The 25,649-nt window shown below is 60.9% G+C and carries 23 protein-coding genes and 1 tRNA gene; 9 read left to right on the forward strand and 15 right to left on the reverse strand.

Annotation, left to right across the window (positions count from 1 at the left end; genetic code table 11):
* Positions 1-7 precede the first annotated feature (7 nt).
* Complete coding sequence (locus FHT87_RS21660) at positions 8-1,264, reverse strand: extracellular solute-binding protein (RefSeq protein ID WP_183804819.1); 1,257 nt, start codon at positions 1,262-1,264, stop codon at positions 8-10.
* Positions 1,265-1,526: 262 nt separating this feature from the next.
* On the opposite strand from FHT87_RS21660, the gene FHT87_RS21665 reads away from it, so the two are divergent.
* From FHT87_RS21665 to FHT87_RS21685, 5 genes are all read left to right on the forward strand, one after another.
* A complete protein-coding gene (locus FHT87_RS21665) occupies positions 1,527-2,747 on the forward strand; it encodes an ROK family protein (RefSeq protein ID WP_183804821.1) in 1,221 nt (406 codons plus the stop codon).
* Between the two features lie 36 nt (positions 2,748-2,783).
* Positions 2,784-5,180: a PIG-L family deacetylase gene (locus FHT87_RS21670; RefSeq protein WP_183804823.1), complete on the forward strand. Its 2,397-nt coding sequence runs from the start codon at positions 2,784-2,786 to the stop codon at positions 5,178-5,180.
* A gap of 10 nt (positions 5,181-5,190) precedes the next feature.
* A complete protein-coding gene (locus tag FHT87_RS21675; protein WP_183804825.1) occupies positions 5,191-6,057 on the forward strand; it encodes a DMT family transporter in 867 nt (288 codons plus the stop codon).
* 207 nt (positions 6,058-6,264) lie between these two features.
* A tRNA-Lys gene (locus FHT87_RS21680) sits at positions 6,265-6,340 on the forward strand.
* A 180-nt stretch (positions 6,341-6,520) separates the two neighbouring features.
* Positions 6,521-6,796: a hypothetical protein gene (locus FHT87_RS21685; protein WP_183729405.1), complete on the forward strand. Its 276-nt coding sequence runs from the start codon at positions 6,521-6,523 to the stop codon at positions 6,794-6,796.
* 86 nt (positions 6,797-6,882) lie between these two features.
* Here the strand turns inward: FHT87_RS21685 and FHT87_RS31265 are convergent, their stop codons facing one another.
* On the reverse strand, positions 6,883-7,062 hold the full coding sequence (locus tag FHT87_RS31265; RefSeq protein ID WP_246698108.1) for a hypothetical protein: 180 nt from the start codon (positions 7,060-7,062) through the stop codon (positions 6,883-6,885).
* Between the two features lie 174 nt (positions 7,063-7,236).
* Between FHT87_RS31265 and FHT87_RS21690 the strand changes: the two genes are divergently transcribed.
* Positions 7,237-7,395 (forward strand): hypothetical protein, encoded by a 159-nt coding sequence (locus FHT87_RS21690; protein ID WP_183729407.1) that lies wholly within the window; start codon positions 7,237-7,239, stop codon positions 7,393-7,395.
* Positions 7,396-7,634: 239 nt separating this feature from the next.
* The gene (locus FHT87_RS21695; protein ID WP_183804827.1) at positions 7,635-8,384 is read left to right on the forward strand and encodes a cytochrome c biogenesis CcdA family protein; all 750 of its coding nucleotides are present in this window, start codon (positions 7,635-7,637) and stop codon (positions 8,382-8,384) included.
* A 168-nt stretch (positions 8,385-8,552) separates the two neighbouring features.
* Here FHT87_RS21695 and FHT87_RS21700 read toward each other — a convergent pair whose 3' ends face one another.
* The 5 genes from FHT87_RS21700 to cysG are packed head-to-tail and all read right to left on the reverse strand — an operon-like array spanning position 8,553 to position 13,759.
* Positions 8,553-9,764, reverse strand: a complete 1,212-nt coding sequence (locus FHT87_RS21700) for a UbiH/UbiF family hydroxylase (RefSeq protein WP_183804829.1) — start codon at positions 9,762-9,764, stop codon at positions 8,553-8,555.
* Positions 9,765-9,804: 40 nt separating this feature from the next.
* The gene (locus FHT87_RS21705) at positions 9,805-10,317 is read right to left on the reverse strand and encodes a DUF934 domain-containing protein (protein WP_112704833.1); all 513 of its coding nucleotides are present in this window, start codon (positions 10,315-10,317) and stop codon (positions 9,805-9,807) included.
* A gap of 10 nt (positions 10,318-10,327) precedes the next feature.
* Positions 10,328-11,998 (reverse strand): nitrite/sulfite reductase, encoded by a 1,671-nt coding sequence (locus FHT87_RS21710; protein WP_183804831.1) that lies wholly within the window; start codon positions 11,996-11,998, stop codon positions 10,328-10,330.
* Positions 11,999-12,006: 8 nt separating this feature from the next.
* Complete coding sequence (locus FHT87_RS21715; protein ID WP_183729415.1) at positions 12,007-12,321, reverse strand: DUF2849 domain-containing protein; 315 nt, start codon at positions 12,319-12,321, stop codon at positions 12,007-12,009.
* A gap of 1 nt (position 12,322) precedes the next feature.
* Positions 12,323-13,759 (reverse strand): siroheme synthase CysG, encoded by a 1,437-nt coding sequence (cysG, locus tag FHT87_RS21720; protein ID WP_183804833.1) that lies wholly within the window; start codon positions 13,757-13,759, stop codon positions 12,323-12,325.
* A gap of 285 nt (positions 13,760-14,044) precedes the next feature.
* Between cysG and FHT87_RS21725 the strand changes: the two genes are divergently transcribed.
* Entirely contained in the window at positions 14,045-14,632 is a 588-nt protein-coding gene (locus tag FHT87_RS21725; RefSeq protein ID WP_183804835.1) for a nucleoside deaminase, read from the forward strand.
* A gap of 5 nt (positions 14,633-14,637) precedes the next feature.
* A complete protein-coding gene (mazG, locus tag FHT87_RS21730; RefSeq protein WP_183804837.1) occupies positions 14,638-15,483 on the forward strand; it encodes a nucleoside triphosphate pyrophosphohydrolase in 846 nt (281 codons plus the stop codon).
* 16 nt (positions 15,484-15,499) lie between these two features.
* Here mazG and hflX read toward each other — a convergent pair whose 3' ends face one another.
* The 8 genes from hflX to dusB all read right to left on the reverse strand — a co-directional run bounded on the left by hflX (position 15,500) and on the right by dusB (position 25,606).
* Entirely contained in the window at positions 15,500-16,825 is a 1,326-nt protein-coding gene (gene hflX / locus FHT87_RS21735; protein WP_183804838.1) for a GTPase HflX, read from the reverse strand.
* A 79-nt stretch (positions 16,826-16,904) separates the two neighbouring features.
* Positions 16,905-17,147, reverse strand: coding sequence for an RNA chaperone Hfq (hfq, locus tag FHT87_RS21740; protein ID WP_003539403.1), 243 nt, complete (start codon positions 17,145-17,147; stop codon positions 16,905-16,907).
* A gap of 110 nt (positions 17,148-17,257) precedes the next feature.
* Complete coding sequence (locus tag FHT87_RS21745) at positions 17,258-18,121, reverse strand: D-amino-acid transaminase (protein ID WP_183804840.1); 864 nt, start codon at positions 18,119-18,121, stop codon at positions 17,258-17,260.
* 60 nt (positions 18,122-18,181) lie between these two features.
* Positions 18,182-19,546 (reverse strand): sigma-54 dependent transcriptional regulator, encoded by a 1,365-nt coding sequence (locus tag FHT87_RS21750; RefSeq protein ID WP_183729431.1) that lies wholly within the window; start codon positions 19,544-19,546, stop codon positions 18,182-18,184.
* A complete protein-coding gene (locus tag FHT87_RS21755) occupies positions 19,536-21,803 on the reverse strand; it encodes a PAS domain-containing sensor histidine kinase (protein ID WP_183804842.1) in 2,268 nt (755 codons plus the stop codon). Before FHT87_RS21755 ends, FHT87_RS21750 begins: the two co-directional genes overlap by 11 nt.
* Before the next feature lie 184 nt (positions 21,804-21,987).
* Positions 21,988-23,439 carry a nitrogen regulation protein NR(I) gene (gene ntrC / locus FHT87_RS21760; protein ID WP_183729437.1) on the reverse strand — a complete coding sequence of 484 codons (1,452 nt, stop codon included), beginning with the start codon at positions 23,437-23,439 and terminating at the stop codon, positions 21,988-21,990.
* Entirely contained in the window at positions 23,436-24,590 is a 1,155-nt protein-coding gene (locus tag FHT87_RS21765) for a nitrogen regulation protein NR(II) (protein ID WP_183729440.1), read from the reverse strand. Before FHT87_RS21765 ends, ntrC begins: the two co-directional genes overlap by 4 nt.
* Positions 24,587-25,606 carry a tRNA dihydrouridine synthase DusB gene (gene dusB, locus FHT87_RS21770; RefSeq protein ID WP_183804844.1) on the reverse strand — a complete coding sequence of 340 codons (1,020 nt, stop codon included), beginning with the start codon at positions 25,604-25,606 and terminating at the stop codon, positions 24,587-24,589. Before dusB ends, FHT87_RS21765 begins: the two co-directional genes overlap by 4 nt.
* Positions 25,607-25,649 lie beyond the last annotated feature (43 nt).

Genomic DNA, 25,649 nt, shown 5'->3' on the forward strand with positions numbered 1-25,649 from the left:
CCGTCCCTTATTTGCTCTTGGCGTTGTCGATGATTTCCTGCTCGGCGGTTGCGGCCTGAGCAATGGAATCTTCGGGCGACTGACCTTCGAGGAGAACGCGGTTGACCATATCGATGGCATTCTGGCGCTGACCGGCTTCGTCCACGAAGAGCGAGGTGTGCGAATAGGCGAGCGCCTTCAGGAACGGCGCATAGATCGGGTTCTTGAGGTTTTCGTCTGTCAGAGCGGCTTCGCGGCGAGCCGGCAACTCGCCGACCGTACCGAGCCAGATCTTCATGGCCTCCGGCGAGGTCACATAAGCCAGGAACTTCTTGGAAGCCTCCAGCTTTTCGCCGGAGACCTTGGCGCCGATACCGTTGGCGAAATAGCTCGCATAGTTGGAGCGCAGGCCATCTGCGTTAGCCGGAAGTTCGGTGACGCCCCATTCGAAATCCTTGATGCTGCCGAAGGAGCCGAGACGGAAGGTGCCGTCGATGGTCATTGCCGCCTTGCCGCCGCGGAAGGCGGCCTGGCCTTCGTCCATGAAGCCGGTCTGGCCGACCTTCTTTTCGGTCTGCAGGCTGGTGTAGAATTTCAGCGCCTTCAGGCCAGCATCGCTGTTGTAGGTGACCTTGGAATAATCTGATGTATAGGGCTCGCCGCCGAACTGGCGGATCAGCACTTCGCGCCACCACTGGTGATCCTGGCCGCCCATGTCCAGCGTCGTGCCTTCGACGGCAATGTTGCCGGCGGCATCGCGCTTGACGGTCTTTTCGGCGGCCGCGACGAATTCATCGATGGTCTGCGGCGGCTTGCTCGGGTCGAGGCCAGCTTCCTGGAAGAGCTTCTTGTTGTAGAAGAGCGCCAGCGAGCGGACGGCGGTCGGCAGGCCGTAATAGTCGTCGCCGCGCTTCATGGCGCTCACGATCGGAAAGAAGTCCTTCTCGATCTGGTCATGCGGGAAAGCGTCTGATGGCAGGGGCTGCAACAGGCCGCCGGCGATGAACTGGTCGAGCCAGCCGTAGAAGAGCTGCATGACATCGGGACCGTTGCCGGCGAGATTGGCGGCTACGACACGCGTCTGGTAATCGGCATAAGGGAAGGTCGTCTGCTTGACGGTAATATCGGGATTGGCCTTCTCGAAATTAGCAATCAGCTGGTCCATCGCCTTGACGCGCGTATCGTAGACATACTGCCAATATTCGATTTCCACCGCCTGGGCGCTGTTGACCGCAACCATGCTGATGCCTGCAAACAGGCCGGCAAATAAGATTCCGCGACGCATATTATCCCTCCATTGCCGAGCCGGCCTTCATGCCGCTCGCGCTCATCTGGTTCCCCAGGACATCCCGCGATTTCGCCGGCGCCCCGATTTGATTGGCTCGGGAAGATGGAACTGAGGCTCCTCCTTCCTCGGCATCGCAGTGCGACCTTTTCAGGCTGGTTCGGACGGAAGGTTTTGTCAATAAGATAATTTAGTTTAATTATTCTATTGCTCCTTTCATGATATCGGCGCTATCCATATCGGCAGAGACGAGGGCGGAGAGATGACACGGCAATCCGGCAAGCAGCAGATCGCGATGGGCAAGAACCCCGAGCGCAGCCGCGACCATAACCGTCGTGTCGTTCTCGATGTCGTGCGCATGCATGGCTCGCTCGGCCGCATGCATATTGCCAAGCTCACGCATCTGACCGCGCAGGCCGTTGCCAATATCGTCGACGAGCTCGTCAGCGAGCAGTTGCTGATGGAAATTGGCCGGCTACGCTCCGGCCGTGGGCAGCCGCCGATCCAGTTTGCCGTCAATCCTGATGGTGCCGTTACCATCGGCGTCGAAATCGCCGCCGACCATATGGTGACGACGGTGCTGGATCTCTCCGGCAAGGTGCGCTCCGAGACCATTATGCCTGTGGAGAATACGAGCCCGGAGCATATCGTTCCGCTCTTTGCCGGCGAGGTGAAGAAGGTCCACAAGCGCTTCCCATCAAAACTTCTCGGCATTGGTGTCGTCATGCCTGGCCCCTTCGAAATCGAGGGCATGAGCTCGGTCGGCCCGACTACCCTGCCCGGCTGGAGCAGCATCAATCCGGCTGCGGTGCTGAGCGAAGCCAGTGGCGAGACCGTCATCGTCGAAAACGATGCGAATGCTGCAGCTGTCGGCGAGCGGCTGTTCGGTGCGGGCCGCGCCATCTCCAGTTTCTGCATGATCTATTTCGGCGTCGGCGTCGGTCTTGGCCTCATCCATGACGGTGCGCCTTTCCGTGGCGCTTTCGGCAACGCCGGTGAAATCGGCCACGTTGTCGTTGCCCCGCGCGGAAAACCCTGCCCCTGCGGCCAACGCGGCTGCCTGGAGCGTTACGCCTCTCTACATGCACTGAAGGAAAAGCTCGCCGAGGCCGGTTATGAGAATGCCGATTTTGCGGCGATCGAAGTGCTGCACCGGGAAGGCAATCCCGTCGTGAAGGAATGGATCGCTGAGACTGCGGACTATCTTTCGCCGATGGTGGCGATGCTGGAAAACGTTCTCGACCCGGAGACCGTGATACTTGGCGGTGCACTGCCCGATGCGGTCATCGACGAGATCGTCGCGGCGATGCAGACGCTTCCGGTTTCCGTTGCCAGCCGGCGCACGCGCGCGCTTCCGCGCGTCATCCGCGGCCAGACGGGACAGCTGACGGCGGCACTCGGCGCTGCCGCCTTGCCGCTCTTTGAAGCCGTCACCCCCAAACTCGATATTTCACCGACCGCCGCCGCCGATAACGCAGCCTAAGAAAGCGCGCAGCCGGTCTGCCCCAAGGGAGGAACCATGCTGACCGATCGAGACCGTATTGAAAGACAGAAGCGGAGCCTCTCGCTCACGCGTCTGCATCGGGCGCTCTCGCGCCTGACCTCGACCGTCACCATGATGAATACCGGTGCGCATCCCGACGACGAGCACAACGGCCTGCTCGCCTATCTGCGTCTCGGTCTCGGCATGCGCGTCGTCGTCGCCTGCTCGACACGCGGTGAAGGCGGCCAGAATGCGCTGGGGCCTGAACGGCTCGGCGCGCTCGGCATTGTGCGCAGCCGCGAGATGGAGGAAGCGGCGCGCGAACTCGACGCCGATATCCACTGGCTCGGCCATGGTCCCGAAGATCCGATCCATGATTTCGGCTTCTCCAAGAATGGCGACCGGACGTTTGACCGCTGGGGCGAGAAGCGCATCGTCGAGCGGCTGGTGCGTGCCTATCGCACAGAGCGTCCCGATATCGTATTGCCGACCTTCCTCGACGTACCGGGCCAGCATGGACATCATCGCGCCATGACGCGTGCGGCGGAGACCGCAATAAGCCTTGCGGCCGACGCCTCCGCCTTTCCAGAACATTTCGACGAAGGGCTGGCGCCCTGGCAGGTGGCAAAATTCTACCTACCCGCATGGTCAGGCGGCGGCGATACCTATGATGACGAAGTGCCTCCTCCGGCCACGACGCTGCCACTCGATGCCGCGGGCCTCGAACCTGTCAGCGGCGTCAGCTACGCGCACATTGGCGAATGGTCGCGTTATTACCATGCCTCACAGGGCATGGGCCGCTGGCATGATATCGGCGACAATGAATGGCCGCTGCACCTGAAACTCAGCGCCGAAGGCTCCGTTGCGGAGACCTCCATTCTCGATTCGCTTCCCTCGACGCTGGCTGATCTTGCACGGGAGACGGAGCTGCCGCAAACGGTCGTCGATGCGCTGATGCGGGCAGATGGCGCGATCGGCAAGGCGATCGAGCGCTTCCCGGAACGATCCGCCATTGTGGATGCGCTGCTGAAAGCGGCAGCCGAAGTTGAAAGAGCGCTTGCCGATGCGCCCGAAGCATTCCTCGATGCGCACGGCCATCGTCTGCGACGCAAGCTTGTGGAAATCGAGGCGGCATTGTGCGAGGCCGAGCAGGTCCTCGTCCGGGCCGTTGCCGAACCTGCCGAACTTTCGCCTGGCGCGACCAGCAAACTGACGCTCCATCTCAGCGGCAATGCCGGCACTGCGGTATCCGATGCGGATCTAAGATTGCCCGAGGGCGTCTCGGCCAGTCTGAAGGAAACCTCGCCGCTATCGATCGTCTACGAACTGAGATCGACGGCCGATGCCCCTCTCACCCGGCAATACCTGCCGACATGGTCGAGCCTTGGCGGCAACGGCAATGCTTCCGTCGAAGTCAGGGCTCGGATCGGCGGCCGTTCAGTAAAGGTGACGGTCGATCTCGAAGAGCCGCTTACCGTCGCGCCGCAACATTCGCTGAGCCTCCAGCCCAACGCGTTCATCCTTCCCGTAGATGGCAACAGGCAGGAACGGACGATCAAAGCTGCTTCCGCGGGGCGTATCGGCTTTTCCGCTCCGGCCGGCTGGACCGTCAAGGAAGACAACGGCGCTCTCAAGCTTTCGCCTCCTACCGCTATAACACCCGGCTTCCTCGCCATCGCGCCGCTTGTGGATGGTCAGCCGGCCATGCGCATCTCGCCGATCGCCTATCCGCATATCGGCCGCACGAGTTTCCGTGAGCCGGAGCGGCTGCGGGTTCTGGCGCTCGATCTTAAACTGCCTGATGGCGCGAAAATCGGCTATGTCGGCGGCGGCGCGGATCGCGTCGGCCTCTGGCTTGATCGCATGGGGCTCGATGTCACGGAGCTTGACGCACAGGCTCTGTCAGGCGATCTCTCCCGCTTCACGACCATCGTCATCGGCATCTTCGCCTTCGGCATGCGTAAGGATCTGGCGGCCGCGACGGCCCGCCTGCATTGCTTTGTCGAAGAGGGCGGCCATCTGCTGACGCTCTATCACCGCCCAAGCGACGGCTGGCAGCCTGATGCCACGCCGCCAAAGCGGATCGAAGTCGGCTCTCCCTCCCTCCGCTGGCGCGTGACCGATCCGACGGCTGACGTCACCGTGCTGGAGCCCGCACACCCGTTGCTGCAGGGGCCGAACAAGATCACCTCCGCCGACTGGGATGGCTGGGACAAGGAGCGCGGCCTCTATTTCGCCTCCCGCTGGGACGATGCCTATGTGCCGCTCGTTGCGATCCACGACCTCGAAGAGCAGCCGCTCAAGGGCGCGCTGATATCAGCCGAAATCGGCAAGGGCCGGCATACGCATACGAGCCTCGTGCTGCATCACCAGCTCGACAAACTCGTGCCCGGCGCCTTCCGGCTGATCGCCAACCTCGTCCAGCCCGCCTGAGGCGAGCGAAATGGATGGCTTTACAGCAGCCAGGGACAGCCGTTTCGGCATCGTCTGGCTGCTTTCCGATGCGACGCTGGTGACGGGCATGACGGTGCTCGTGAAGATGCAGGGCGCATCCTATCCGGCTATCCAGCTCGTCTTCATTCGTGCGCTGATCGGGCTCGTGCTTATCCTGCCGTTGATCTGGCGCCATCGCCGGCAGCTTGCCAATTCCAGAGATCCGTTGCGCAACGTCATGCGTATCAGCTGCAACGCTGTGGCGCTGACCAGCAATTTCGTCGCGCTTACTATGCTGCCGCTGGTACTGGTCAATGCGCTGGGTTTCACCCGGCCGCTCGTCTCGATGCTGATGGCTGTCGCCATGCTCGGCGAAAAGGTCAGCCGCTGGCGGTGGATCGGCGCGGTGCTTGCCTTTGTCGGCGTGCTGATCATGCTGGCGCCGGATACATTCGCCTGGAATATAGGGTTGGTGGCGGTGCTGCTCTCCATCATCTTTGGGGCGCTGGCGACAATCCAGACGCGGATGCTGCATTACGAAAATACGACAGTCATGATGGTCTTCTACACGGCGGGTCTGACCGTCATCACCGTCCTTCCCGCGCTCTTCGTCTGGCAACCGGTGCGTAGCGAGGACTGGCCCGCCCTGCTCGGCATCGGCCTTCTGGCACAACTTGGGCAATTCTGCTTCCTGCGCGCCTATCAGATTGCCAGTGCCAGCCTGCTTGCCCCGTTTGGTTATCTGTCGATCGTCTTTGCGACTGCGAGCGGGTACTTCTTCTTCAATGAGGTGCCCGATCTTCGCACGCTTATCGGCATCGTCGTCATCATCGCCACACTGCAGGCAATCACCTTTCTGGAGCGGCGGAAGAATTAACATAGCGTCGACCACATTTACTGATGAACGGGTCCCATATCCCCCGCGTTCGATCGTGATGGCCGGGCAATGCCGGTTTTGAAAAATGGTGGCGGGCAAGAAATGTGCCCAATACAATGAATAGGAAGATTTTTCGGTTGACCGCGATAGGTCAGCTGCCTATGTTCCGCGCACTTCCAGCCGGGGTGCTTCGCACCCGCGGAGAGGGAGAGCGTAGCTCAGCTGGTAGAGCAACTGACTTTTAATCAGTAGGTCATGGGTTCGAGCCCCATCGCTCTCACCATAACTGCCTTTCTTTTCACCGAAGTAGAGATAACGATTTGCGAATCGACGTAAGGTTGGCACGCGGAGAACCCAGGCGTCAGCCTGATCCGCCAGTCCGGCGATCGACGTCCGAGAATGCGAGACGTTCAGTGTCGTTGCCTTTATGAGAATGATGCGCCTTTCGGTGCTGGAGATTGAAATGGCGAAAAAGACTAGAGAACCGAAGCTTGAGCACTCTGATTTTTCCGGCGAGTTCGAAGACGGTGGAGTAACCGTACTCGTCGATATATTTCGGCCGGCAGGCACCAACGGAGACTGGACCCTCGAAGTCATCTCGCAAACCGAAGTCGTGACCAGCTGGGAAGACAAATTCGCCACGGACCTGGACGCTTGGGAAGAATTCCTGGCCACCGCAGAACGAGATGGCGTGCAAAGCTTTCTCGATGAGGATGAGGACGAGCCGCAACTGCATTGACGGGATGCTGCCAGGCGCAGATGAGCAAGACGAATTTCAAGTTGCTCGCCGCAATACTGGCAGCTCGATGTCCCCTCCTATCACCATCAATAGCTGCAGGAACGCCCGTCTCTCGGCCTGAAACCATCCTGGCATGCTCTGTTCAACGAATCTCCTGGCACGTAGCCTGATGCGGACCCGTAGGAATTCGGGGGAGTTGCGCATGCCGTCAACACCGAAATGCCAATCAGCGCTCCGACTGCCACAAATGCCCGAAATCTGCTCATCAATGCTTCTCCTCGTGGATTCTCTGGCGGCAATCTATCACGCAGTCACCGCAACTGAATGGGCTTTATACCGGAAAGGCTTACAGCCCATTTCCACGGCGCTGGCTCCTGTGACTATCATTTACCTGGAATCGAACGTCCAGGCATCGGAGCAGTCTATTAGCCATCGTGGCGATGCAGAAGCGTATAAACATCCAGCAGAACTTCGTCAGCGATCTCCGCGATTCGATCCAGTCCGCCATCCAGGCGCTTTCGGTCGCAAACGCATCGGCGCGCCAGCAACAGGCCCGGACGAGCAGCGAGAGACCCGGCATCGGCCTCTCGCTTACCTAGCCGGACCTCCCGGCATTTGCAGTGGGGTGTCCGCAAATGCCCGGCCATACCAGCGAGAGCGCGTGAGTCGATCCATTCACAGTGCCTGTGGTGGTTTATGCGCGGTTAATATCCACATGCTCTGTCCCGCTTCGGAACGCACGGGTCCGCGGGCCAGCTCCGATCAGCGCAAAAAGGTGATTGGCAATCGCCCTGCTGCGGCGGTAGGAACATCGCTCAATTGCTGCCGGAGAGAATCCGTGTCGATCGCCGATATTTCCCTTTGGAGCGCACTGCTTGCCGGAGCGCTTTCCTTCCTGTCGCCCTGCGTGCTTCCACTCGTACCGCCCTATCTCTGTTATATGGCGGGCATTTCCGTCGAGCAGTTCCGCGGCGGCGGTACGGTTGCCGCAGCCCCAGATGTGCGGCGCGGCGTGCTCTTTTCGGCGCTTTTCTTCACGCTTGGCTTTGCGACTGTCTTCGTGGCGCTCGGCGCCGGCGCCTCGACGATCGGCATGGTGCTGCGCCAGCACCTCGATCTGCTCGCCAAGATCGGTGGCCTCATCATCATCGTCATGGGGCTGAATTTTCTCGGGCTTTTCCGAATCGGCCTCCTGTCGCGGGAAGCTCGCTTCCAGAGCAGCGGCAAGCCGGCGACGCTGACGGGCGCTTACATTATGGGACTGGCCTTCGCATTCGGCTGGACGCCCTGCATCGGGCCGGTGCTCGGGGCGATCCTCGGTGTCGCCGCGTCGCGTGATACGGTCGGTTCCGGCGCCGGGCTGCTTGCCGTCTATTCGCTCGGCCTTGCCGTACCCTTCTGGATCGCGGCTGGCTTTTCCGGGGCGTTCATGCGCTTCCTGTCGCGTTTCCGCCGGTACCTCGGCACGGTGGAGAAGATCATGGGCGTCTTCCTCGTGCTGACTGGCCTCGCCTTCCTCCTCGGCTGGGTCAGCAATGTGGCGATCTGGTTTCAGCAGACCTTTCCGATCCTGATGCAAATCGGCTAAGCGGAAATCTCGCCTGCCCCGCAAAATGCCCAACTGGAAAAGCCGTCGGCAGCTATCATCCGTCATCGGCCGGCGATAGGTGGCTGGCAGGAACGAGCCTCGGCGACAATCCTGATCGCCACGATGCCATCAGTGGTGATGGTCTCGTTCGGCCTGATTGCAATATGATCAGGCTTTCTTCCGCTTTAGGCGTTCCTTGATCGCCTCGGGAATATCGCGAAAGCCGCGTCCCGGCTCGATGCCTTCGCGCATGACGATATTGCGCAGCGGCGGGATGGCCGACAGGATGTGCAAGCCTGCGGCGCGCAGCATCTGTACCGGCAGGAAACCGGATAACAGCGAACGATTCAGGAGATCGACGCTTGCCGTTCGCGTCATGATATCGACACGGCGCTTACGATCAAAGCGGCTGCCGGCATCCGAGGGAATAGGCAATTCGGCGCGCGCGCACAGAAGATCGGTCAATGCCATGATATCGCGCAGGCTGAGGTTGAGGCCCTGCGCGCCAATGGGCGGAAAAACATGGGCAGCTTCGCCGATCGGCGCGATGCGGCCCTTGCCGAAGCGATGCGCCATCATTCCCGACAGTGGCCAGATCTGCACGCCCTCCTCCACAGTGACCTTGCCGAGGATGGATTGCATACGCTCTTCCACGACATTGCCGAGTTCGGCCAGCGACAGCTCAATGCGGGCTGTGGCATCGGAAGGGTTCTGAACCCAGACAAGGCTGGAGCGGTTGCCCGGCAGCGGAACCTGCGTGAAGGGACCGTGCTCCGTGTGGAACTCCGTGGAGATATTCTGGTGCGGCAGCGTATGGGCGAAATTCAGCACCATGGCCGATTGCGGATAGGACCAGGTACGCACATCGATGCCGGCGGTTTCCCGCAGCTTCGATTTGCGGCCATCGGCACCGATGACGAAATCGGCGCTGATCTCTTCGCCGTCCGAAAGCTTGATCGTCACCGCTTCCGAAGCGATGCCGATCGTTTCGGCCATGACGGTGAAACGCGTGATATTGCCCTCGGCGGCGACCGCAGCCTCAAGCACATCCATCAATGCCTTGTTCGGAAAGTTGTAACCGAAAGCTTCGAGCCCTACCTCGGCGGAACGGAAGCTCGTGGTCGGGGCACGCAGCAGGCGATTCGTGCCGTCGATGATGCGCATACTGGCGAGCGGAGCCGCTGCCGGGCGAAGCTTTTCCCAGAGGGTGAGCCGATCCAGGAAGCGAATCGACTGATCCATCAATGCGGTGGTGCGGCGATCTTCCTTGGGAGATGGAGGGGCGACCAGTGCCACATTGCGACCGCCGCGCGCCAAGGCGACTGCGGCGATCATGCCGGCGAGACCGCCACCGATCACCGCCACTTCGAATTTGCTCATGCTATCGTTCCGTCATCAAAAAGACGGCAAACCGGCAGCCTCAGGCGGCCGGCTTTGCCTGACGGCGCCAACTATAGCCCTTGCCGGCTTCGGCGTCACGCACCGCCGGCTGATAATGATGCGGAATGGACGGCAGGCGCTTTTCCGACAGACGGCGGATCGCCGTCTCGTTGGTGACGGCGAAACTGTCGATGCCGACACGCAGCATCAGCGGCACCTGGTCGATCAGCACATCGCCGACAGCACGCAGCTCGTTGGTGTAACCGAGGCGCTGGCGCAGAAGCGAAGCGTGGCTGAAAGCACGACCATCGTTGAAGGCCGGAAATGCGACAGCCACGATCTCCAGGCGATAGAGATAAGGCTCAAGCTTCAGCACATCGTCGGCCGGCTTGATCAGCACGCCGAAGCCGACATCGTTGCTCTCATCGGCCTTGGCAATCAGCTCATCGAGCGTCAGAAGCGGCTTCTGATCACCCGTTGCCTTCACCTCGTCGGTCTCGATCACCCAGGGATCGTTTTCGACAAAACCGGTTTCTCTCCAGATCTTCGTCATCATCCCCTCCTTATGCCGCTTCCGCAGCCGAGCCGTAGAGCGCATCCTTGAAGGGCTGCGGGCCAACACGGCGATAAGTGGCAAGGAATATCTCTGACGGATCGAGGCGCAGGCCGAGATAGGTATCGACGATCGTCTCGATCGCATCCGTCACCTTGTCCGGCTCGAAGCCGCGGCCGATGATTTCGCCGATCGACGTATGTTCGTCACCGGAACCGCCGAGCGTGATCTGGTAGAGTTCAGCACCCTTCTTCTCGACGCCCAGCAGGCCGATATGGCCGACATGGTGGTGGCCGCAGGCATTGATGCAGCCGGAGATCTTGATCTTCAACTCGCCGATCTCGGCCTGACGGGCCGCGTCACCGAAGCGGCGGGAGATTTCCTGGGCGAGCGGAATGGAGCGCGCATTGGCGAGCGCACAATAGTCCAGCCCCGGACAGGCAATGATATCGGTAATCAGGCCGGAATTGGCTTCAGCCAGATTGATCGCGACGAGAGCGCGATAGACGGCTTCGAGGTCGGCGAGCGCGACATGCGGCAGGATGAGGTTCTGTTCATGACTGACGCGAATTTCGTCGAAGGCATATTCCTCGGCGATATCGGCGATGGCATCCATCTGGGAATCGGAGGCGTCGCCCGGAATGCCACCGATCGGCTTCAGCGAGATCGTCACCATGCCGTAATCGGGGTTCTTGTGCGGCTGGACGTTCTGCTGGACCCAGCGCGCAAAAGCCGGATCGGCCTTCTTCCAGCGGGCAAGGTTTTCCCAGCCCTCGGCACGTTCCGGCAGGGCCGGCGGCGCGAAGTAGGCGGTAATTGCCTGCACGTCCTTTTCCGGCAGTTTCAGTTCGCTGTCCTTCAACTGCGCGAATTCGACCTCGACCTGACGGGCGAGTTCTTCGGCACCGGTCTCGTGGACGAGGATCTTGATGCGGGCTTTGTACTTGTTGTCGCGGCGGCCATGCAGGTTATACACGCGCATGACGGCGGTCGTGTAGGACAGAAGATCTTCTTCCGGCAGGAAGTCGCGGATCAGCTTGGCGACCATCGGCGTGCGGCCCTGACCGCCGCCGACATAGACGGCAAAGCCGATCTCGCCCTTGTCATTCTTCTTCAGGTGCAGGCCGATATCATGGACCTGAATGGCGGCGCGGTCGCGCTCGGCACCGGTCACAGCAATCTTGAACTTGCGCGGCAGGAAGGAGAATTCCGGGTGGACCGACGACCATTGGCGCAGGATTTCGGCGTAAGGGCGCGGATCGGCGATCTCATCGGCGGCGGCGCCGGCGAAGTGATCGGCTGTCACGTTTCTGATGCAGTTGCCCGAGGTCTGGAGGGCGTGCATCTCGACGCTCGCGAGGTCGGCAAGCGCATCAGGTATTTCGGATAGCTTCGGCCAGTTGAACTGCAGGTTCTGGCGTGTGGTGAAGTGGCCATAGCCGCGGTCATAGGTGCGGGCGATATGGGCGAGCATGCGCATCTGACGCGAGCTCAGCGTACCGTAGGGAATGGCGATGCGCAGCATATAGGCGTGAAGCTGCAGGTAGACACCGTTCATCAGGCGCAGCGGCTTGAATGCGTCCTCGGCCAGCTCGCCGGAAAGGCGGCGCTGGACCTGATCGCGAAACTGCTCGACGCGCTCGGCGACAAAGGCATGGTCAAATTCGTCGTAACGGTACATCGTCTTCCTCAGACTGCAATGAATTCTGGATCAGCCGGCTTGTAGCCCGGCGCATATTCCATGGTCGGCCCCTGCGCGCGAATGCGCTCGCGCAGACGCAGCGGCCAGAGCTGGCCATTGGTTTCCTGAACCTCGACAACGGCAACGTCGACGACCAGGTTGTCAGCATAGGATTTCTTACCGATCTCCTCGAGCGCCGCGACGGCTTCGGCATGGCGAGCGACAAGCGCTTCCTGCAACGAGGTCACCCACTCGCCATTGGCGTTCAGCCAGACGGCGATGCCGTCCGTCAGGCGGTTGGCGGTCAGAACCTTGTCTACCATGTCAGCTCCTTGCAAGTTCATCGAACCGGATGCGCTCACGCACCAGCGGTTCGGACAGTTCGAAATTGGCGCCTGCGACCGCATCGCCGATAATGACCATGACCGGTCCCGTCAACTCGTCACGATGCTGCAGGTCCGGAAGATCACGTAAGGTTCCATGCAACAGGCGGCGATCTGCGCGGCTGGCATTCTCGATCACCGCAACGGTGGTCTCTGCGGGAATGCCGGCCTGCATCAGCCGCTCGGCAACGGAGGCTGCGACCGTGCGGCCCATATAGACGGCGATCGTGGCACCCGACACTGCAAGGCTTGCCCAGTCCGGCAGAACGTCGCCGGTCAGATCATGCCCGGTCGTGAAGACCAGCGAGGAGGCAACGCCGCGCAGGGTCAGTGGCAGTTCGAAATCGGCAGCGGCGGCAAAGGCGGAAGTGATGCCGGGCACAATCTCATAGGAGATGCCGGCGGCGCGCAAGGCGGCCATCTCTTCCCCGGCCCGGCCATAGACCAGCGGATCGCCGCTCTTCAGGCGCACGACGCGCTTGCCCTGCCGGCCAAGCTCGACCAGGAGATCATTGATCTCTTCCTGGGACTTCGAATGGCAGCCCTTGCGCTTGCCGACCGAAAGACGCTCGGCATCGCGGCGTCCCATATCGACGATCGCCTGCGGCACGAGTGCGTCATAGACAATCACATCGGCCTCCATCATCACACGCTGGGCGCGCAAGGTCAGCAGGTCTTCGGCACCGGGACCGGCACCAACGAGCCAAACATGCCCTTCGGCGCGATCCAGCGAACGGAGCAGGCCATTGGCAGCATGGCGAGCCTGCGGAAGATTGCCATTGGCGACAGCATTCGCGACCGGGCCGGAGAAGAAACGACGCCAGAAGATGCGGCGGGAAACGCCGCGCGGGATGAGATGCTCGACCGTCTTGCGATAGCTGGTTGCAAGCGCTGCGAGACGCCCGAGAGAGGGCGACAGAAGCTGGTCGATCTGAGCCCGGATCATCTGCGCGAGTACGGGACCTGCGCCTTCCGTGCCGATCGCAACGGCGACAGGCGCGCGGTTGACAAGAGCCGGTGTGTAAAAATCGCAGTATTCGGGCTGGTCGACGGCGTTGGCCGGGATTTTTGCCGCGCGGGCTGCTTCGACGATCCGGCGATCCTGCTCGGCTTCGCCAGTCGCGGCGAATACCAGAATGGCACCTTCAACCTGCTCGGGCACGAAGGCTTCGCGGACGGTCTCGATACGATTGGCAATCAGGAAGGCGTGGTAATCGGCCTCTGGGCGATCGGCATGCGCGATAATACGCACTTGCGTGTTCAAGAGCAGGCGAACCTTGGCGAAAGCTTCGTCGCCATTGCCGAATACGGCCGCAGTCCGACCTTCCACGCGAAAGAAGGCGGGAAATACCGAAAGCTGTTCAGTCCTGGGAGGCATTCTCAATCCACTTCGAAGTTGCTCGAATATGCATTTTCCAGGCAAGCGAATGAAGAAACAGAATTCCAAAGGCCGGCCAGCGGCGTATTCTTTTACCCGGTTGATCAATGATTTGAGAAAACTGACCCGTGCGGCGCAAAAACCACATATCTTGAGCCGTCGTCGCAGCTTTTTCCGGAAGCCAAAGGGTGAAGCGATAAAGCCTGTGACAAAGTCCCCGGCGCCGGACTTATGCGTTCCGCTTCATTCCGATGGGCGATAGGATGCGCCGAACAGGAGAATTTCATGCCGGAAAAGACAATCGCCTCCCGCCTTCTGCAGGTCATGGAAGAGAATATCCTACCGATGACGGAGCTCGGCGTCGCCTCCGGCAACAAGGTGTTCGGGGCGGCGATCCTGCGCAAGTCCGATCTGTCGCTCATCCTCGCCGAAACCAACAACGAGCTCGAAAATCCGCTCTGGCACGGCGAAGTGCACACGCTGAAACGCTTCTACGAACTCAACGACAAGCCGACGACGAAGGACCTGATATTTCTCTCCACACACGAACCCTGCACCATGTGCATGTCGGCGATCACCTGGGCCGGCTTCGATAATTTCTATTATTTCTTCAGCCACGAGGATTCGCGCGACAGCTTTGCGATTCCGCACGATCTGAAGATCCTGAAGGAAGTCTTCGGGCTCGAGCCTGGCGGCTACAGGCGGCAAAACGCCTTCTGGAAGAGCTTTGCGATCGCCGATCTCGTCGAGACAGAGGATGATCAGCTGAAGGCTGACCTCAAGGCGCAGACAGTGCGGATCAAATCACGCTACGCCGCCCTCTCCGACACCTATCAGGCCACCAAGAGCGCCAACGACATTCCGCTGAGCTGAGGACCATGGAACCTTCGAAAGACATTTCGCGCCTGATCGAGATCATGGCAGCACTGCGCAATCCTCGTACCGGCTGCCCCTGGGACATCGAGCAGAACTTCGAGAGCATTAAGCCCTATACGCTCGAAGAAGCCTATGAGGTTGCAGATGCGATCGAGCGCAAGGATATGGACGATCTCTGCGACGAGCTTGGCGACCTGCTGCTGCAGGTGGTCTTTCATGCGCGCATGGCCGAAGAAGCCGGCGAGTTTTCCTTCGGCGATGTGGTGGAAGCGATCACCCGCAAGATGATCCGCCGGCATCCGCATGTCTTTGCTCGCTCGGATGCGGATACGCCCGATGCCGTGAAGAAGCAGTGGGACGAGATCAAGCAGGCGGAAAAACGCGAGCGCGCGGAACGTCGGGCACGCCGCGGCATCACTGAAGATTTCAAGGCAGGCTTCCTTGGCTCCGTGCAGCGCAGCTTTCCGGCGCTGACCGAAGCGCTCAAACTTCAGGAGCGCGCCGCCAAGGTCGGCTTCGACTGGTCGGCGCCCGAACCAATCCTCGACAAGATCGAGGAAGAGGTCGATGAGCTGCGGGTTGCGTTGCGTGAGGGCGATAAATCAAAGGTCAGCGACGAACTCGGTGATCTGATCTTCGCGATGGTCAATATCGGGCGACACGTGAAAGCCGATCCGGAACAGGCGCTGCGTGGCACGAATACGAAATTCAGGCGCCGATTCAATCATATCGAGACGGTTCTTTATGCAGAAGGCGAGAGCCTGGAGGCAGCCAGCCTGGAGCGGATGGAAGAGATCTGGCAAGCGGCGAAGGCGATCGAGCGGGCTGTCGTTGCTGGCACGGAGTGAGCTCCGCTCAACGGGCTTATCGCTCCCAGTCTTCCTTTGCAGGCCTCTGGCCATGGCCGATCCGGCGCTCAAGCTCGGCCGCCTCGGTCTCCGATAGCCGGAGTTCCAGCGTCACCGAACCATCCTCATTGTCCTCGCGGCTATCGACGACGGCATGGTCGTAGAGCCAGGGCAGCAGCGCCAGCTTGTCGACGGACAGCGTGATCGTCGTTTCCGTCATGACGCCGGACAGACGGCGGCTGATCTCGTCCATCAGCCTGTCCACGCCCTCGCCGCTGATGGCGGAAACGGCGATGACATTTTGCATGGTGGAAGCCTTCTGCACCATGGCGTCATGGGCTTCGGGCTCCAGCCGGTCGATCTTGTTCCAGACCTCGAGGATGCGGCGCTGGCCTTCGGCCTCGTCGATGCCAAGGTCGTTGAGGATACGCAGCACGTCAGCGCTCTGGGCCTGATTGTCCACATCGGACATATCGCGGACATGCAGAATGAGATCGGCCTCCAGCACTTCTTCCAGCGTCGCGCGGAAAGCGGCGACCAGATGGGTCGGCAGGTCGGAGATGAAACCGACGGTATCAGAGAGGATAACGGTGCGGCCGTGCGGCAGCTTCATGCGGCGCAGCGTCGGGTCGAGCGTCGCGAAGAGCATGTCTTCGGCGAGAACCCCTGCCCCGGTGATGCGATTGAAGAGCGTCGATTTGCCGGCGTTGGTATAACCGACGAGCGCCACGATCGGATGCGGCACCTTCCTACGCTTGGCTCGGTGAAGCTGGCGGGTGCGCACGACCTGCTCCAGTTCACGTTCGAGCTTGATGATGCGATCCTGCAGCAGACGGCGGTCGGCTTCGATCTGGGTTTCACCCGGACCACCCATGAAACCGCCACCGCCGCGCTGGCGCTCAAGGTGGGTCCAGCTTCGAACCAACCGGCCCTTCTGGTAGTTCAGATGCGCAAGATCGACCTGCAGCGTGCCTTCCTTCGTGGAGGCGCGGCGGCCGAAGATTTCGAGGATCAAGCCCGTCCGGTCGATGACCTTGGCGTTCCATTCCTTTTCCAGATTACGCTGCTGCACAGGCGTCAGCGGATGATCGACAATGACCAAGCCGGAATCACGCTCGTCCAGCAGGTGCTTGATTTCCTCGATCTTGCCCGTGCCGAGAAGCGTTGCCGGACGCGGATCGTTGACGGAGACGATCGATGCGTTGACGACATTGAGGTCGATCGCCTGGGCGAGACCCGTCGCTTCGTCGAGACGGCTTTCGGGAGTGCGAGTCGAAGCCGACTCAGTCTGACCGCCGCGCGAGCGCGACTTCAACACCGGCACGACGACAGTCGCGCGCATATCATCCCTGTGCTTGGCGGCCTCAGGGATGATGGAATCATTCTTTGTATCGCGTGTCGAAATGACGGCTGGCCTTGGTTTAGGACGCTGCTTCTTCGCTCTCGAACATCTGCATTGGCTGACCAGGCATGATAGTCGAGATCGCGTGTTTATACACGAGCTGCGAATGGCCGTCACGGCGAAGCAGAACACAGAAATTGTCAAAAGAAGTGACAACACCCGTGAGTTTCACGCCGTTAATCAGAAAGATTGTCAGGGAAATCTTTTGCTTGCGTACAGTATTGAGAAATAAGTCCTGCAGATTCTGAGAACGTTCCGCCATCGCGCCGCTTCTTTCTTTATTGCCGGCCTGATCAAGCCGGTAGAATATCAATCAACCTCTCCAGCAAGGCAGGTGGCACCCTCATTCCTCCAGCCCAGCAAATCTTGGTATCAAATCGTAATCTTTTCCGCAACGTCGAAAAAGGCTTCCCGAATATTCTGTGACAGGCTTCCCGGATGACCGTTCGCAATCGCCTGTCCGTCAATGGAAACCACCGGAAAACAAATGCTTGTAGCCGCCGTGATGAAGACCTCGCGGGCGGCCATCATCTCCGAAACGGAGAATTTCCGCTCGACGATATCAACCCCCAGTTTGGCCGCGACATCGATCAGAGTCGTGCGGGTGATGCCGCGCAGGATGCCATGTTCGGCAGGCCGCGTTACCAGCGTACCGTCGGCATCGACGATCCAGACATTGGTCGCCGCCCCCTCCTTCACCATGCCGTCGGCATCTATATAGATCGCCTCCTGTGCGCCGGCTTCCTTCGCCTGCTGGCGCGCAAGCGCATTCGACAGCAGCCCGATCGACTTGATGTCGACGCGGTCCCAGCGATTGTCGGGAACGGTGATCGCCTTGATGCCAGTGGCATTCTTCTTGGCGATGATTGACGGATCGGTGCTCTTGGCAGTTACGACGATCGATGGCGGCGTGCCTTCAGCCGGGAAGACATGGTCGCGGCGGGCAACGCCGCGCGTCACCTGCAGATAGAAGAGACCGTTGCGGACATGGTTGCGGCGCAGCGTCTCGCGAATCACCTGCGTCAGAGCCGCACGGCTCATCGGCCAGGCGATGCGCAGTTCACTGAGCGAACGGTCGAGCCGGTTCAGGTGCCGGGTCAGGTCGACGATCAGGCCGTGGCGGACCTCGCAAACTTCATAGACGCCATCGGCGAACTGATAGCCACGATCCTCCACATGCACCATGGCGTTAGAATGCGGCACATAGCGTCCATTCACATAGGCAATTCTTGGCATTGAAACCTGCTTCAGGCAAAGGAGGGAACCGGCGCGACACGAGCCCGCGCCGGAAAAACATCAGACGCCGAGCGACTTCAGCTTGCGGTGCAACGCCGAGCGCTCCATGCCGACGAATTCGGCGGTGCGAGAAATGTTGCCGCCGAAGCGGTTGATCTGGGCGATCAGGTAATCCTTCTCGAACATTTCGCGGGCTTCGCGCAGCGGCAGCGTCATGATGTGGTAGTCGTTCTTGGCCGAAACCTTCGGCAGCATGTCGCCAAGATCGGTCGGCAGCATGTCGGCGGTGATCGGCGTATCCGGACCGTCGGTGCGCGCGAGGATCATCAAGCGCTCGATATTGTTGCGGAGCTGGCGGATATTGCCCGGCCAGTCATGAGCCTGCAACACGGCCATGGCGTCATCACCGATACGGCGCGGCCGGATGCCCGCCTGTTCGGAAATCTGGCGCATAAGCTGGTCGACGAGGAACGGAATATCCTCGCGACGCTCGGCGAGCTGCGGTACGCGCACTGGCACGACGGCAAGGCGATGATAGAGATCCTCGCGGAACCAGCCTTCGGCGATGCGGCTTTCCAGATTATAAGCGGTCGAGGAAATGATGCGCACATCGACCTTCACGCGCTTGGAGCCGCCGACACGCTCGAATTGCTGGTCGACCAGCACGCGCAGGATCTTGTTCTGCGTCTCGCGCGGCATTTCGCCGACTTCGTCGAGATAGAGGATGCCGCGATGAGCCTCCTCCAACGCGCCGATCTTGCGCGCCTGCCCCGGCGCACCCTCCGTGCCGAACAGCGCCACTTCCATGCGGTCGGGCGTGATGTTGGCCGCGTTCAGCGCGACGAAGGGGCCGTTGGCGCGCGTCGACTTCTTATGGATCATGCGCGCCACCAGTTCCTTGCCGGAGCCGGATGCGCCGAAGATCATGATGCGGCTGTTGGTGGGCGCGACCTTTTCGATCGTCTGGCGCAGCTGCGAAACGGCGACCGAGGTGCCGATCAGCTCCAGCGCATCGCCGGCGCGGCGCTTCAATTCGATGTTTTCACGCTTCAGCTTGGAATTTTCCAATGCCCTCTCAGCGATCAGGATCAGGCGGTCGGCCTTGAACGGCTTTTCGATGAAGTCGAAGGCCCCGCGCTTGATGGCGGAGACAGCCGTCTCGATATTGCCGTGGCCTGATATCATCACGACCGGGAGCTCGGGATGGCGCGTTCTGATCTCGTCCAGCAGCGAGAGACCGTCGAGCTTGCTGCCCTGCATCCAGATATCGAGGAAGACAAGGCGCGGCACGCGATCGGAAATTGCCGCCAGCGCGCTGTCGCTGTCATGCGCCATGCGAGTTTCGTGGCCCTCATCCGACAGGATGCCGGCAACGATCTCGCGGATGTCATGCTCATCGTCGACGACGAGAATATCAGAGGCCATAAACGCTTTCCTTGTCACTGGCTGCCGGGGTTGTGGACACGTCCCGGCGTGGCAGATGCACGCGGATCATGGCCCCTCTTCCCTGGTCAAAATCGGCGGGCGCATCATGCAGTTCAAGCTGCCCGCCATGTTCCTCGATGATCTTCTTGACGATGGCGAGGCCGAGGCCGGTGCCCTTCTCGCGCATTGTCATATAGGGTTCCAGAATGCTGTGACGGTTCTCGACCGGCAGGCCGCGGCCATTGTCGATTATATCGACGGTGAAGCGGTCGCGCGCTTCGTCCAGAGAGGCACGGACGAGGATCTTGCGCGCCTCGCGTTCCTCGCTCGGTACGGCCTCGATCGCTTCCACAGCGTTCTTGATGAGATTGCCGAAGGCCTGACCCAGCATGCGGCTGTCGAAGGCGCCCTCCAGCCGTTCTTCGCCGAATTCCTGCAGAAAGGAGATATGGTTGTTACCCATCTCGCGCAGGAAGATCGCATCGTGAAGGATGGCGCGCAGATCGCTCGGCTCCTTCGTCGGCTTCGGCATGCGTGCAAAGGCGGAAAATTCGTCGACCATGCGGCCGATATCGCCAACCTGACGGATGATCGTGTCCGTGCACTGGTCGAAGACGGCGCGATCGTTCTCGTCGATCTGCTTGCCGTAACGGCGGCGGATGCGCTCGGCCGAAAGCTGGATCGGCGTCAGCGGATTCTTGATCTCATGGGCGATACGACGCGCAACGTCGCCCCAGGCGGTGGAACGCTGGGCGATGACGAGATCGGTGATGTCATCGAGCGTAATCACATAGGATTCGCTGAGATCGCGCACTTCCTCGCGGGTCACCTGAACGCTGAGCGTGCGCACAGTACCGCCGCGCACCAGCGCGATCTGCTTGCGGAAATCGCCGCGATAGCGTGAGGCAGCTTCCGTCAGAACCTGGTCCACTTCGGGCGCGACTTCCGACAACTGCTTGCCGAGCAATTCATCGGCGTGCAGCGCCATCAGCGTTTCGGCCGAACTGTTGACGATGGTGATGCGCCGGTCCTGTTCGACACCGATGACAGCCGCGGTGACACCTGAAAGCACGGCCTCGATGAAGCGGCGACGGTCGTCCACCTCGTCCTTGGCCTCAAGGATCTCGTCGCGTTGGGTGCGGATTTCCGAAATCATCTTGTTAAAGGTGCGCGAAAGGCTGGCGACGTCGCCATCGACAGCATGGACAGGTACGACGATGTCCATATTGCCGGATGCGACGCTGTCGGCAGCGGTAATCAGCAGGCGGATCGGCCGAACGATACGGTCGGCCACTGCGATCGCGGTCCAGATCGCCGCCAGCAGCACGATCAGCGCAAAGCCGATATAGAGCACCGCAAAAGCGATCTGCAGCGAAACGCGGCCGGCTTCCATCGAGCGGTATTCGGTGGCGTTCTCCTCCATCATGCGCATGGCGTTCATGACTTTGGGGTCGACGGCGCGCACCGTATAGAGAAAGGTTCCGGGTATCGACTCGAGCCGGATGATGGCGCCGACAAGATTGGTCACGCCGGGCGGGATCAGCGTCGGCTGACCGGCGGCCGCCTTTTCCAGCGCATCCTGCGGGATGGCGGGCAGCGGCTTTTCCGTACTGATGTCGGCCTGGACGATAACGGAGCCATCGCGCTCGACGAGGAAGGCGCCGAGCAGGCCACGGCCCCTTGCCTGACGGGTCATCAACTCGCCGAAGCCGGTCTTGTCCAGACTGTAGAGCGCGCGGTTGCGCTCCAGATCGTTTGCCATCGACACTGTCTGGCCCTGCAAATAGCTGGCGTTTTCCAGCATGTAGGCCTGACCGATGTTGCGGGATGAGCTGACGATCGCCTGGGTTCTCAGCGCAAACCAGCGATCGAGGCCGGCATTCAGCGTGATACTGGCGAATATCGCCACCAGGATCGCCGGCGTGATCGCAACGATCGAGAAGAGCACGACGATACGAATATGCAGGCGGGCCGCGGCGCGGCCGCGCGTGCGGGCCTTGAAAAGCCGCGCGACTTCGCGACCGATCAGCGCGATCAGACCGAGGACGAAAAAGGAATTGATGACGACGGAGCCGATGACCACGTGCGAGGTCGGGGCAATCGGCGTCACGCCGAGCAGTACGAAGAGCGTGACGGTCGCGCAGACCAACGCGCCGCCGGCAAGCACCAGACCGGGTACGGCAAACAGGGCACGACGGTCGGTCACCGTTGTCACCGCCTCGTTCGCCGTTTCCGGCGATACCCCTTCTTCGTCCATTCAGCCTCTCTTCGGACGGCATTGCCGCCACGCCCAACGAGAAGCCAAATGGCGCCGGTTTACGAAAAAAACCGGCGTTCAAACGACTCGATCGTGGGCGAATGTCCAAACCCTATGCGTGACCTTTAAGCAACGCATTGTGGCGAAAATGCAACGCACTTCGCCACAATGTCAAGGTCGAAGGTCAGGCCGTACGCGAGCTTCTGTAGACGGAAACGCCGAGTTCGCGGATCTTTTTGCGCAGCGTATTGCGGTTCAGCCCCAGCAAATCGGCCGCCTTGATCTGATTGCCGCGGGTGGCCGTCAATGCCGCAAGAATTAACGGATATTCCATTTCCGTCAGCACACGATCATAGAGGCCGGGCGGCGGCAGGTTTTCGCCGAAACTTGCGAAATAGGTGCGCATATTCTCTTCGACCGCCTGGGCGATCGTCATCGTGCCGCTACGGATCGGCCCCTTCTCGATCGGGCTGTCGGGAACATCGGAGCGAAGCTCCGCATCAATAATTTCGCGGGTGATGACATCCTGTGGATAAAGCGCCATCAGGCGGCGGATGAGGTTTTCCAGCTCGCGCACGTTGCCCGGCCAGGCATAGGCCTTCATCAGTTCCAGCGCCTCCTGATCGAAGCGCTTGGAGCCGAGGCCTTCCTTTTCGGCCTGCTGGACGAAATGGCGGACAAGATCGGGGATGTCCTCCGCGCGGTCGCGCAGCGGCGGCAGGCGCAGCGGCACGACGTTAAGGCGATAATAGAGATCCTCGCGGAAGAGACCCTGATTGATCGCCTGCTTCAGATCCTTGTTGGTCGCCGCCACGATGCGCACGTCCGTGCGAATCGGCGTGCGGCCGCCGACAGTCGTATATTCGCCCTGCTGCAGCACACGGAGAAGACGCGTCTGGGCATCCATCGGCATGTCGCCGATTTCATCGAGAAAAAGCGTGCCGCCTTCGGCCTGTTCGAAGCGACCGGTCGAACGGGTCTGTGCGCCGGTGAAGGCGCCCTTCTCGTGGCCGAAGAGCTCGGATTCGATGAGATCGCGCGGGATGGCGGCCATATTGATGGCGACGAAGGGGCCGTTGCGGCGCTTGCCGTAGTCATGCAGCGCGCGGGCGACGAGCTCCTTGCCGGTGCCCGACTCGCCGGTGATCATCAGCGTCAGGTCCGTTTGCATGAGGCGGGCGAGAACGCGGTAGATTTCCTGCATCGCCGCCGAGCGACCGACGAGCGGCATGCCGTCCTGGGTGTCCTCGTCGAGCTTGGCCGGCTTCCTCTTCGGCTCGGCAAGCGCCCGGCCGATGATGCCGATCAGCTCCGTCAGGTCGAAAGGCTTCGGCAGGTAATCATAGGCGCCCTTTTCGGAAGCCTTGATCGCCGTCATAAAGGTGTTCTGCGCGCTCATGACGAGGACCGGCAGTTCCGGCCGCGCCTTCTTGATGCGAGGCAGAAGGTCGAAAGCATTTTCATCGGGCATTACGACGTCAGTCACGACGAGATCGCCTTCGCCGGCTGAAACCCAGCGCCACAGCGTTGCGGCATTGGAAGTAATGCGCACATCATAACCGGCGCGGCTCAAGGCCTGATTGAGCACCGTGCGGATGGCCGCATCGTCATCTGCAACGAGGATCGTGGCTGTCATCTATTGGGTCCTGTCGAGCTTGCAATACCGGCGTCATCAAGCGAGGCATCCTTGGACGCCGGCATGAGGACGCGAAAAATCGTGCGGTTGTTCTGGCTGTCGCATTCGATGATGCCGCCATGATCGCCGATGATCTTGGCAACGAGGGCGAGGCCAAGACCGCTGCCGTTCGTCTTGGTGGTGATGAAGGGGTCGAAAAGATGCGGCAGCAGGTCCGTCGGCACGCCTGGGCCGTTATCGATAACGCAGAATTCCAGCGGCAGCGAGATTTTCTCGCGCGTGCCGGCGACAGACAGGCGGATACCGGGGCGATAGGCCGTCGTCAGGATGATTTCACCGTCCGACCGGTCGCCGACGGCTTCGGCAGCGTTCTTCACCAGATTGAGGAAGACCTGCACGAGCTGATCGCGATTGGCGTAAACGGCGGGCAGCGACGGGTCGTAATTTTCCGTCATACGGATATTGCGGGCAAAGCCTGCCTTGGCGACCGCCTTCACATGGTCGAGCACGGAATGGATGTTGACGGGCACGCGGTCGACCGGGCGCTCGTCGGAAAAGACCTCCATGCGATCGACCAGCGAGACGATACGGTCCGTCTCGTCGCAGATCAGCCGCGTCAGGGCGCGGTCATCGTCGATCACAGATTGCTCGAGGAGCTGGGCAGCGCCGCGGATGCCGGAGAGCGGGTTCTTGATCTCATGCGCCAGCATGGAGGCGAGCCCCGTGACCGAGCGGGCCGCCGCCCGGTGCGTCAGCTGCCGGTCGATCTTGTCGGCCATCGACCGTTCCTGGAAAACGACGACGACCGAGCCGGGTTCGGCAATGACGGGTGCGACATAGATATCGACGAGTTTGTCCTGACCGAGGCGCGGCGAGCTCAGGTCCACGCGGTATTCGTTGACCGGCGCCTTGCGTTCGCGCACCTGATCGATGAGCGCCAGAAGCGGGCTTCCGAAAGGAATGAAGGTCGAGATGCGGTAGCGCGACAGATGCGCGGCGCTGGCGCCGAAGAAGGCTTCGGCTTCCCAGTTCGCAAAAGCGATGAAGCCGCCCTCATCCACCATGACGACCGGGTTCTGGATGGCGTTCAACACCGACATTGCAACGGCATTGCCGGTATTCTCGGAAGAAGGTGTGCCGTCCGTGCTCATGCCGCCTCCCGCTGTTCTACTGCACCTACCGCCATTGCATCGCCGAAGCGGGCAATGACATCATTAGGATTGCGCGATGTCATGATCGCAGCCTTATGTTCGCCGGGAAGGTCCGGCGCAAAGCGCTCCAGATACCAGCCGAGATGTTTGCGGGCGTGCCTGACGGCAACGGCCTCGCCATAGAATTCCAGCATCATGCGATAGTGCTCGACGGCAATTGCGGCGATCTCCTCGCGCGACGGCTCGTTTGCGCCGGCAAGAACACCTGCATGCCAAGGCCTGCCCTGGCAGCCTCGGCCGATCATGACGGCGTCAGCACCGGACCGGCGCAGAATCTCCTGGGCATCTGCGGCCGTCTCGACATCGCCATTGGCGATCAGCGGCACGGAAATGACATCGCGCACGAGGCGGATCGCATCCCAATCCGCCCTGCCCTCATAGAACTGCATGCGGGTGCGGCCGTGGATGGTGACGAGCTGGACACCCGCTTCTTCGGCGCGTTTGGCAATGTGCGGAGCGTTGATGGAATTTTCGTCCCAGCCGAGGCGCATCTTCAGCGTCACGGGGATATCGACCGCCTTGACGGTCGCCTCGATGAGTTCAAGCGCATGATCGGGATCGCGCATCAGCGCCGAACCGGAATAGCCGCCGATGACCTTCTTGGCTGGGCAGCCCATGTTGATGTCGATGATATCGGCGCCGTGATCGGCCGCGATCTTTGCGGCCTCAGCCATCCAGTATGCTTCGCGCCCGGCAAGCTGCACCATATGCGGACGGAAACCGGCTACCCGCAGGCGCGACCAGGATTCGGCGGTATCGTTCACCAACTCCCGGCTTGCCACCATCTCCGTCACCACGAGGCCGGCGCCATAGCGCCAGGCAAGCTCACGGAACGGCATGTCAGTGACGCCGGACATCGGGGCAAGCACAACGCGGTTCCGCACGGACACAGATCCGATTCGAAAAGGCGTTGCGAGGTCCTTGGAAATCAAATGATTATCTTTCAGGCACACCATGTATCTGCATTATTTTTAGCCATAGATCTTTGGCTTGCCAAGA

The sequence above is a fragment of the Rhizobium sp. BK316 genome, assembly GCF_014193695.1.
In the GTDB taxonomy this organism is placed as follows: Bacteria; Pseudomonadota; Alphaproteobacteria; order Rhizobiales; family Rhizobiaceae; genus Rhizobium.

What these genes read in the sequence shown, in the direction of transcription:
- FHT87_RS21660 (WP_183804819.1), bottom strand. Translation starts at nt 1,264, where the DNA reads ATGCGTCGCGGAATCTTATTTGCCGGCCTGTTTGCAGGCATCAGCATG.
- FHT87_RS21665 (WP_183804821.1), top strand. Translation starts at nt 1,527, where the DNA reads ATGACACGGCAATCCGGCAAGCAGCAGATCGCGATGGGCAAGAACCCC.
- FHT87_RS21670 (WP_183804823.1), top strand. Translation starts at nt 2,784, where the DNA reads ATGCTGACCGATCGAGACCGTATTGAAAGACAGAAGCGGAGCCTCTCG.
- FHT87_RS21675 (WP_183804825.1), top strand. Translation starts at nt 5,191, where the DNA reads ATGGATGGCTTTACAGCAGCCAGGGACAGCCGTTTCGGCATCGTCTGG.
- FHT87_RS21685 (WP_183729405.1), top strand. Translation starts at nt 6,521, where the DNA reads ATGGCGAAAAAGACTAGAGAACCGAAGCTTGAGCACTCTGATTTTTCC.
- FHT87_RS31265 (WP_246698108.1), bottom strand. Translation starts at nt 7,062, where the DNA reads ATGAGCAGATTTCGGGCATTTGTGGCAGTCGGAGCGCTGATTGGCATT.
- FHT87_RS21690 (WP_183729407.1), top strand. Translation starts at nt 7,237, where the DNA reads ATGCAGAAGCGTATAAACATCCAGCAGAACTTCGTCAGCGATCTCCGC.
- FHT87_RS21700 (WP_183804829.1), bottom strand. Translation starts at nt 9,764, where the DNA reads ATGAGCAAATTCGAAGTGGCGGTGATCGGTGGCGGTCTCGCCGGCATG.
- FHT87_RS21705 (WP_112704833.1), bottom strand. Translation starts at nt 10,317, where the DNA reads ATGACGAAGATCTGGAGAGAAACCGGTTTTGTCGAAAACGATCCCTGG.
- FHT87_RS21710 (WP_183804831.1), bottom strand. Translation starts at nt 11,998, where the DNA reads ATGTACCGTTACGACGAATTTGACCATGCCTTTGTCGCCGAGCGCGTC.
- FHT87_RS21715 (WP_183729415.1), bottom strand. Translation starts at nt 12,321, where the DNA reads ATGGTAGACAAGGTTCTGACCGCCAACCGCCTGACGGACGGCATCGCC.
- cysG (WP_183804833.1), bottom strand. Translation starts at nt 13,759, where the DNA reads ATGCCTCCCAGGACTGAACAGCTTTCGGTATTTCCCGCCTTCTTTCGC.
- FHT87_RS21725 (WP_183804835.1), top strand. Translation starts at nt 14,045, where the DNA reads ATGCCGGAAAAGACAATCGCCTCCCGCCTTCTGCAGGTCATGGAAGAG.
- mazG (WP_183804837.1), top strand. Translation starts at nt 14,638, where the DNA reads ATGGAACCTTCGAAAGACATTTCGCGCCTGATCGAGATCATGGCAGCA.
- hflX (WP_183804838.1), bottom strand. Translation starts at nt 16,825, where the DNA reads ATGCGCGCGACTGTCGTCGTGCCGGTGTTGAAGTCGCGCTCGCGCGGC.
- hfq (WP_003539403.1), bottom strand. Translation starts at nt 17,147, where the DNA reads ATGGCGGAACGTTCTCAGAATCTGCAGGACTTATTTCTCAATACTGTA.
- FHT87_RS21745 (WP_183804840.1), bottom strand. Translation starts at nt 18,121, where the DNA reads ATGCCAAGAATTGCCTATGTGAATGGACGCTATGTGCCGCATTCTAAC.
- FHT87_RS21750 (WP_183729431.1), bottom strand. Translation starts at nt 19,546, where the DNA reads ATGGCCTCTGATATTCTCGTCGTCGACGATGAGCATGACATCCGCGAG.
- FHT87_RS21755 (WP_183804842.1), bottom strand. Translation starts at nt 21,803, where the DNA reads ATGGACGAAGAAGGGGTATCGCCGGAAACGGCGAACGAGGCGGTGACA.
- ntrC (WP_183729437.1), bottom strand. Translation starts at nt 23,439, where the DNA reads ATGACAGCCACGATCCTCGTTGCAGATGACGATGCGGCCATCCGCACG.
- FHT87_RS21765 (WP_183729440.1), bottom strand. Translation starts at nt 24,590, where the DNA reads ATGAGCACGGACGGCACACCTTCTTCCGAGAATACCGGCAATGCCGTT.
- dusB (WP_183804844.1), bottom strand. Translation starts at nt 25,606, where the DNA reads ATGGTGTGCCTGAAAGATAATCATTTGATTTCCAAGGACCTCGCAACG.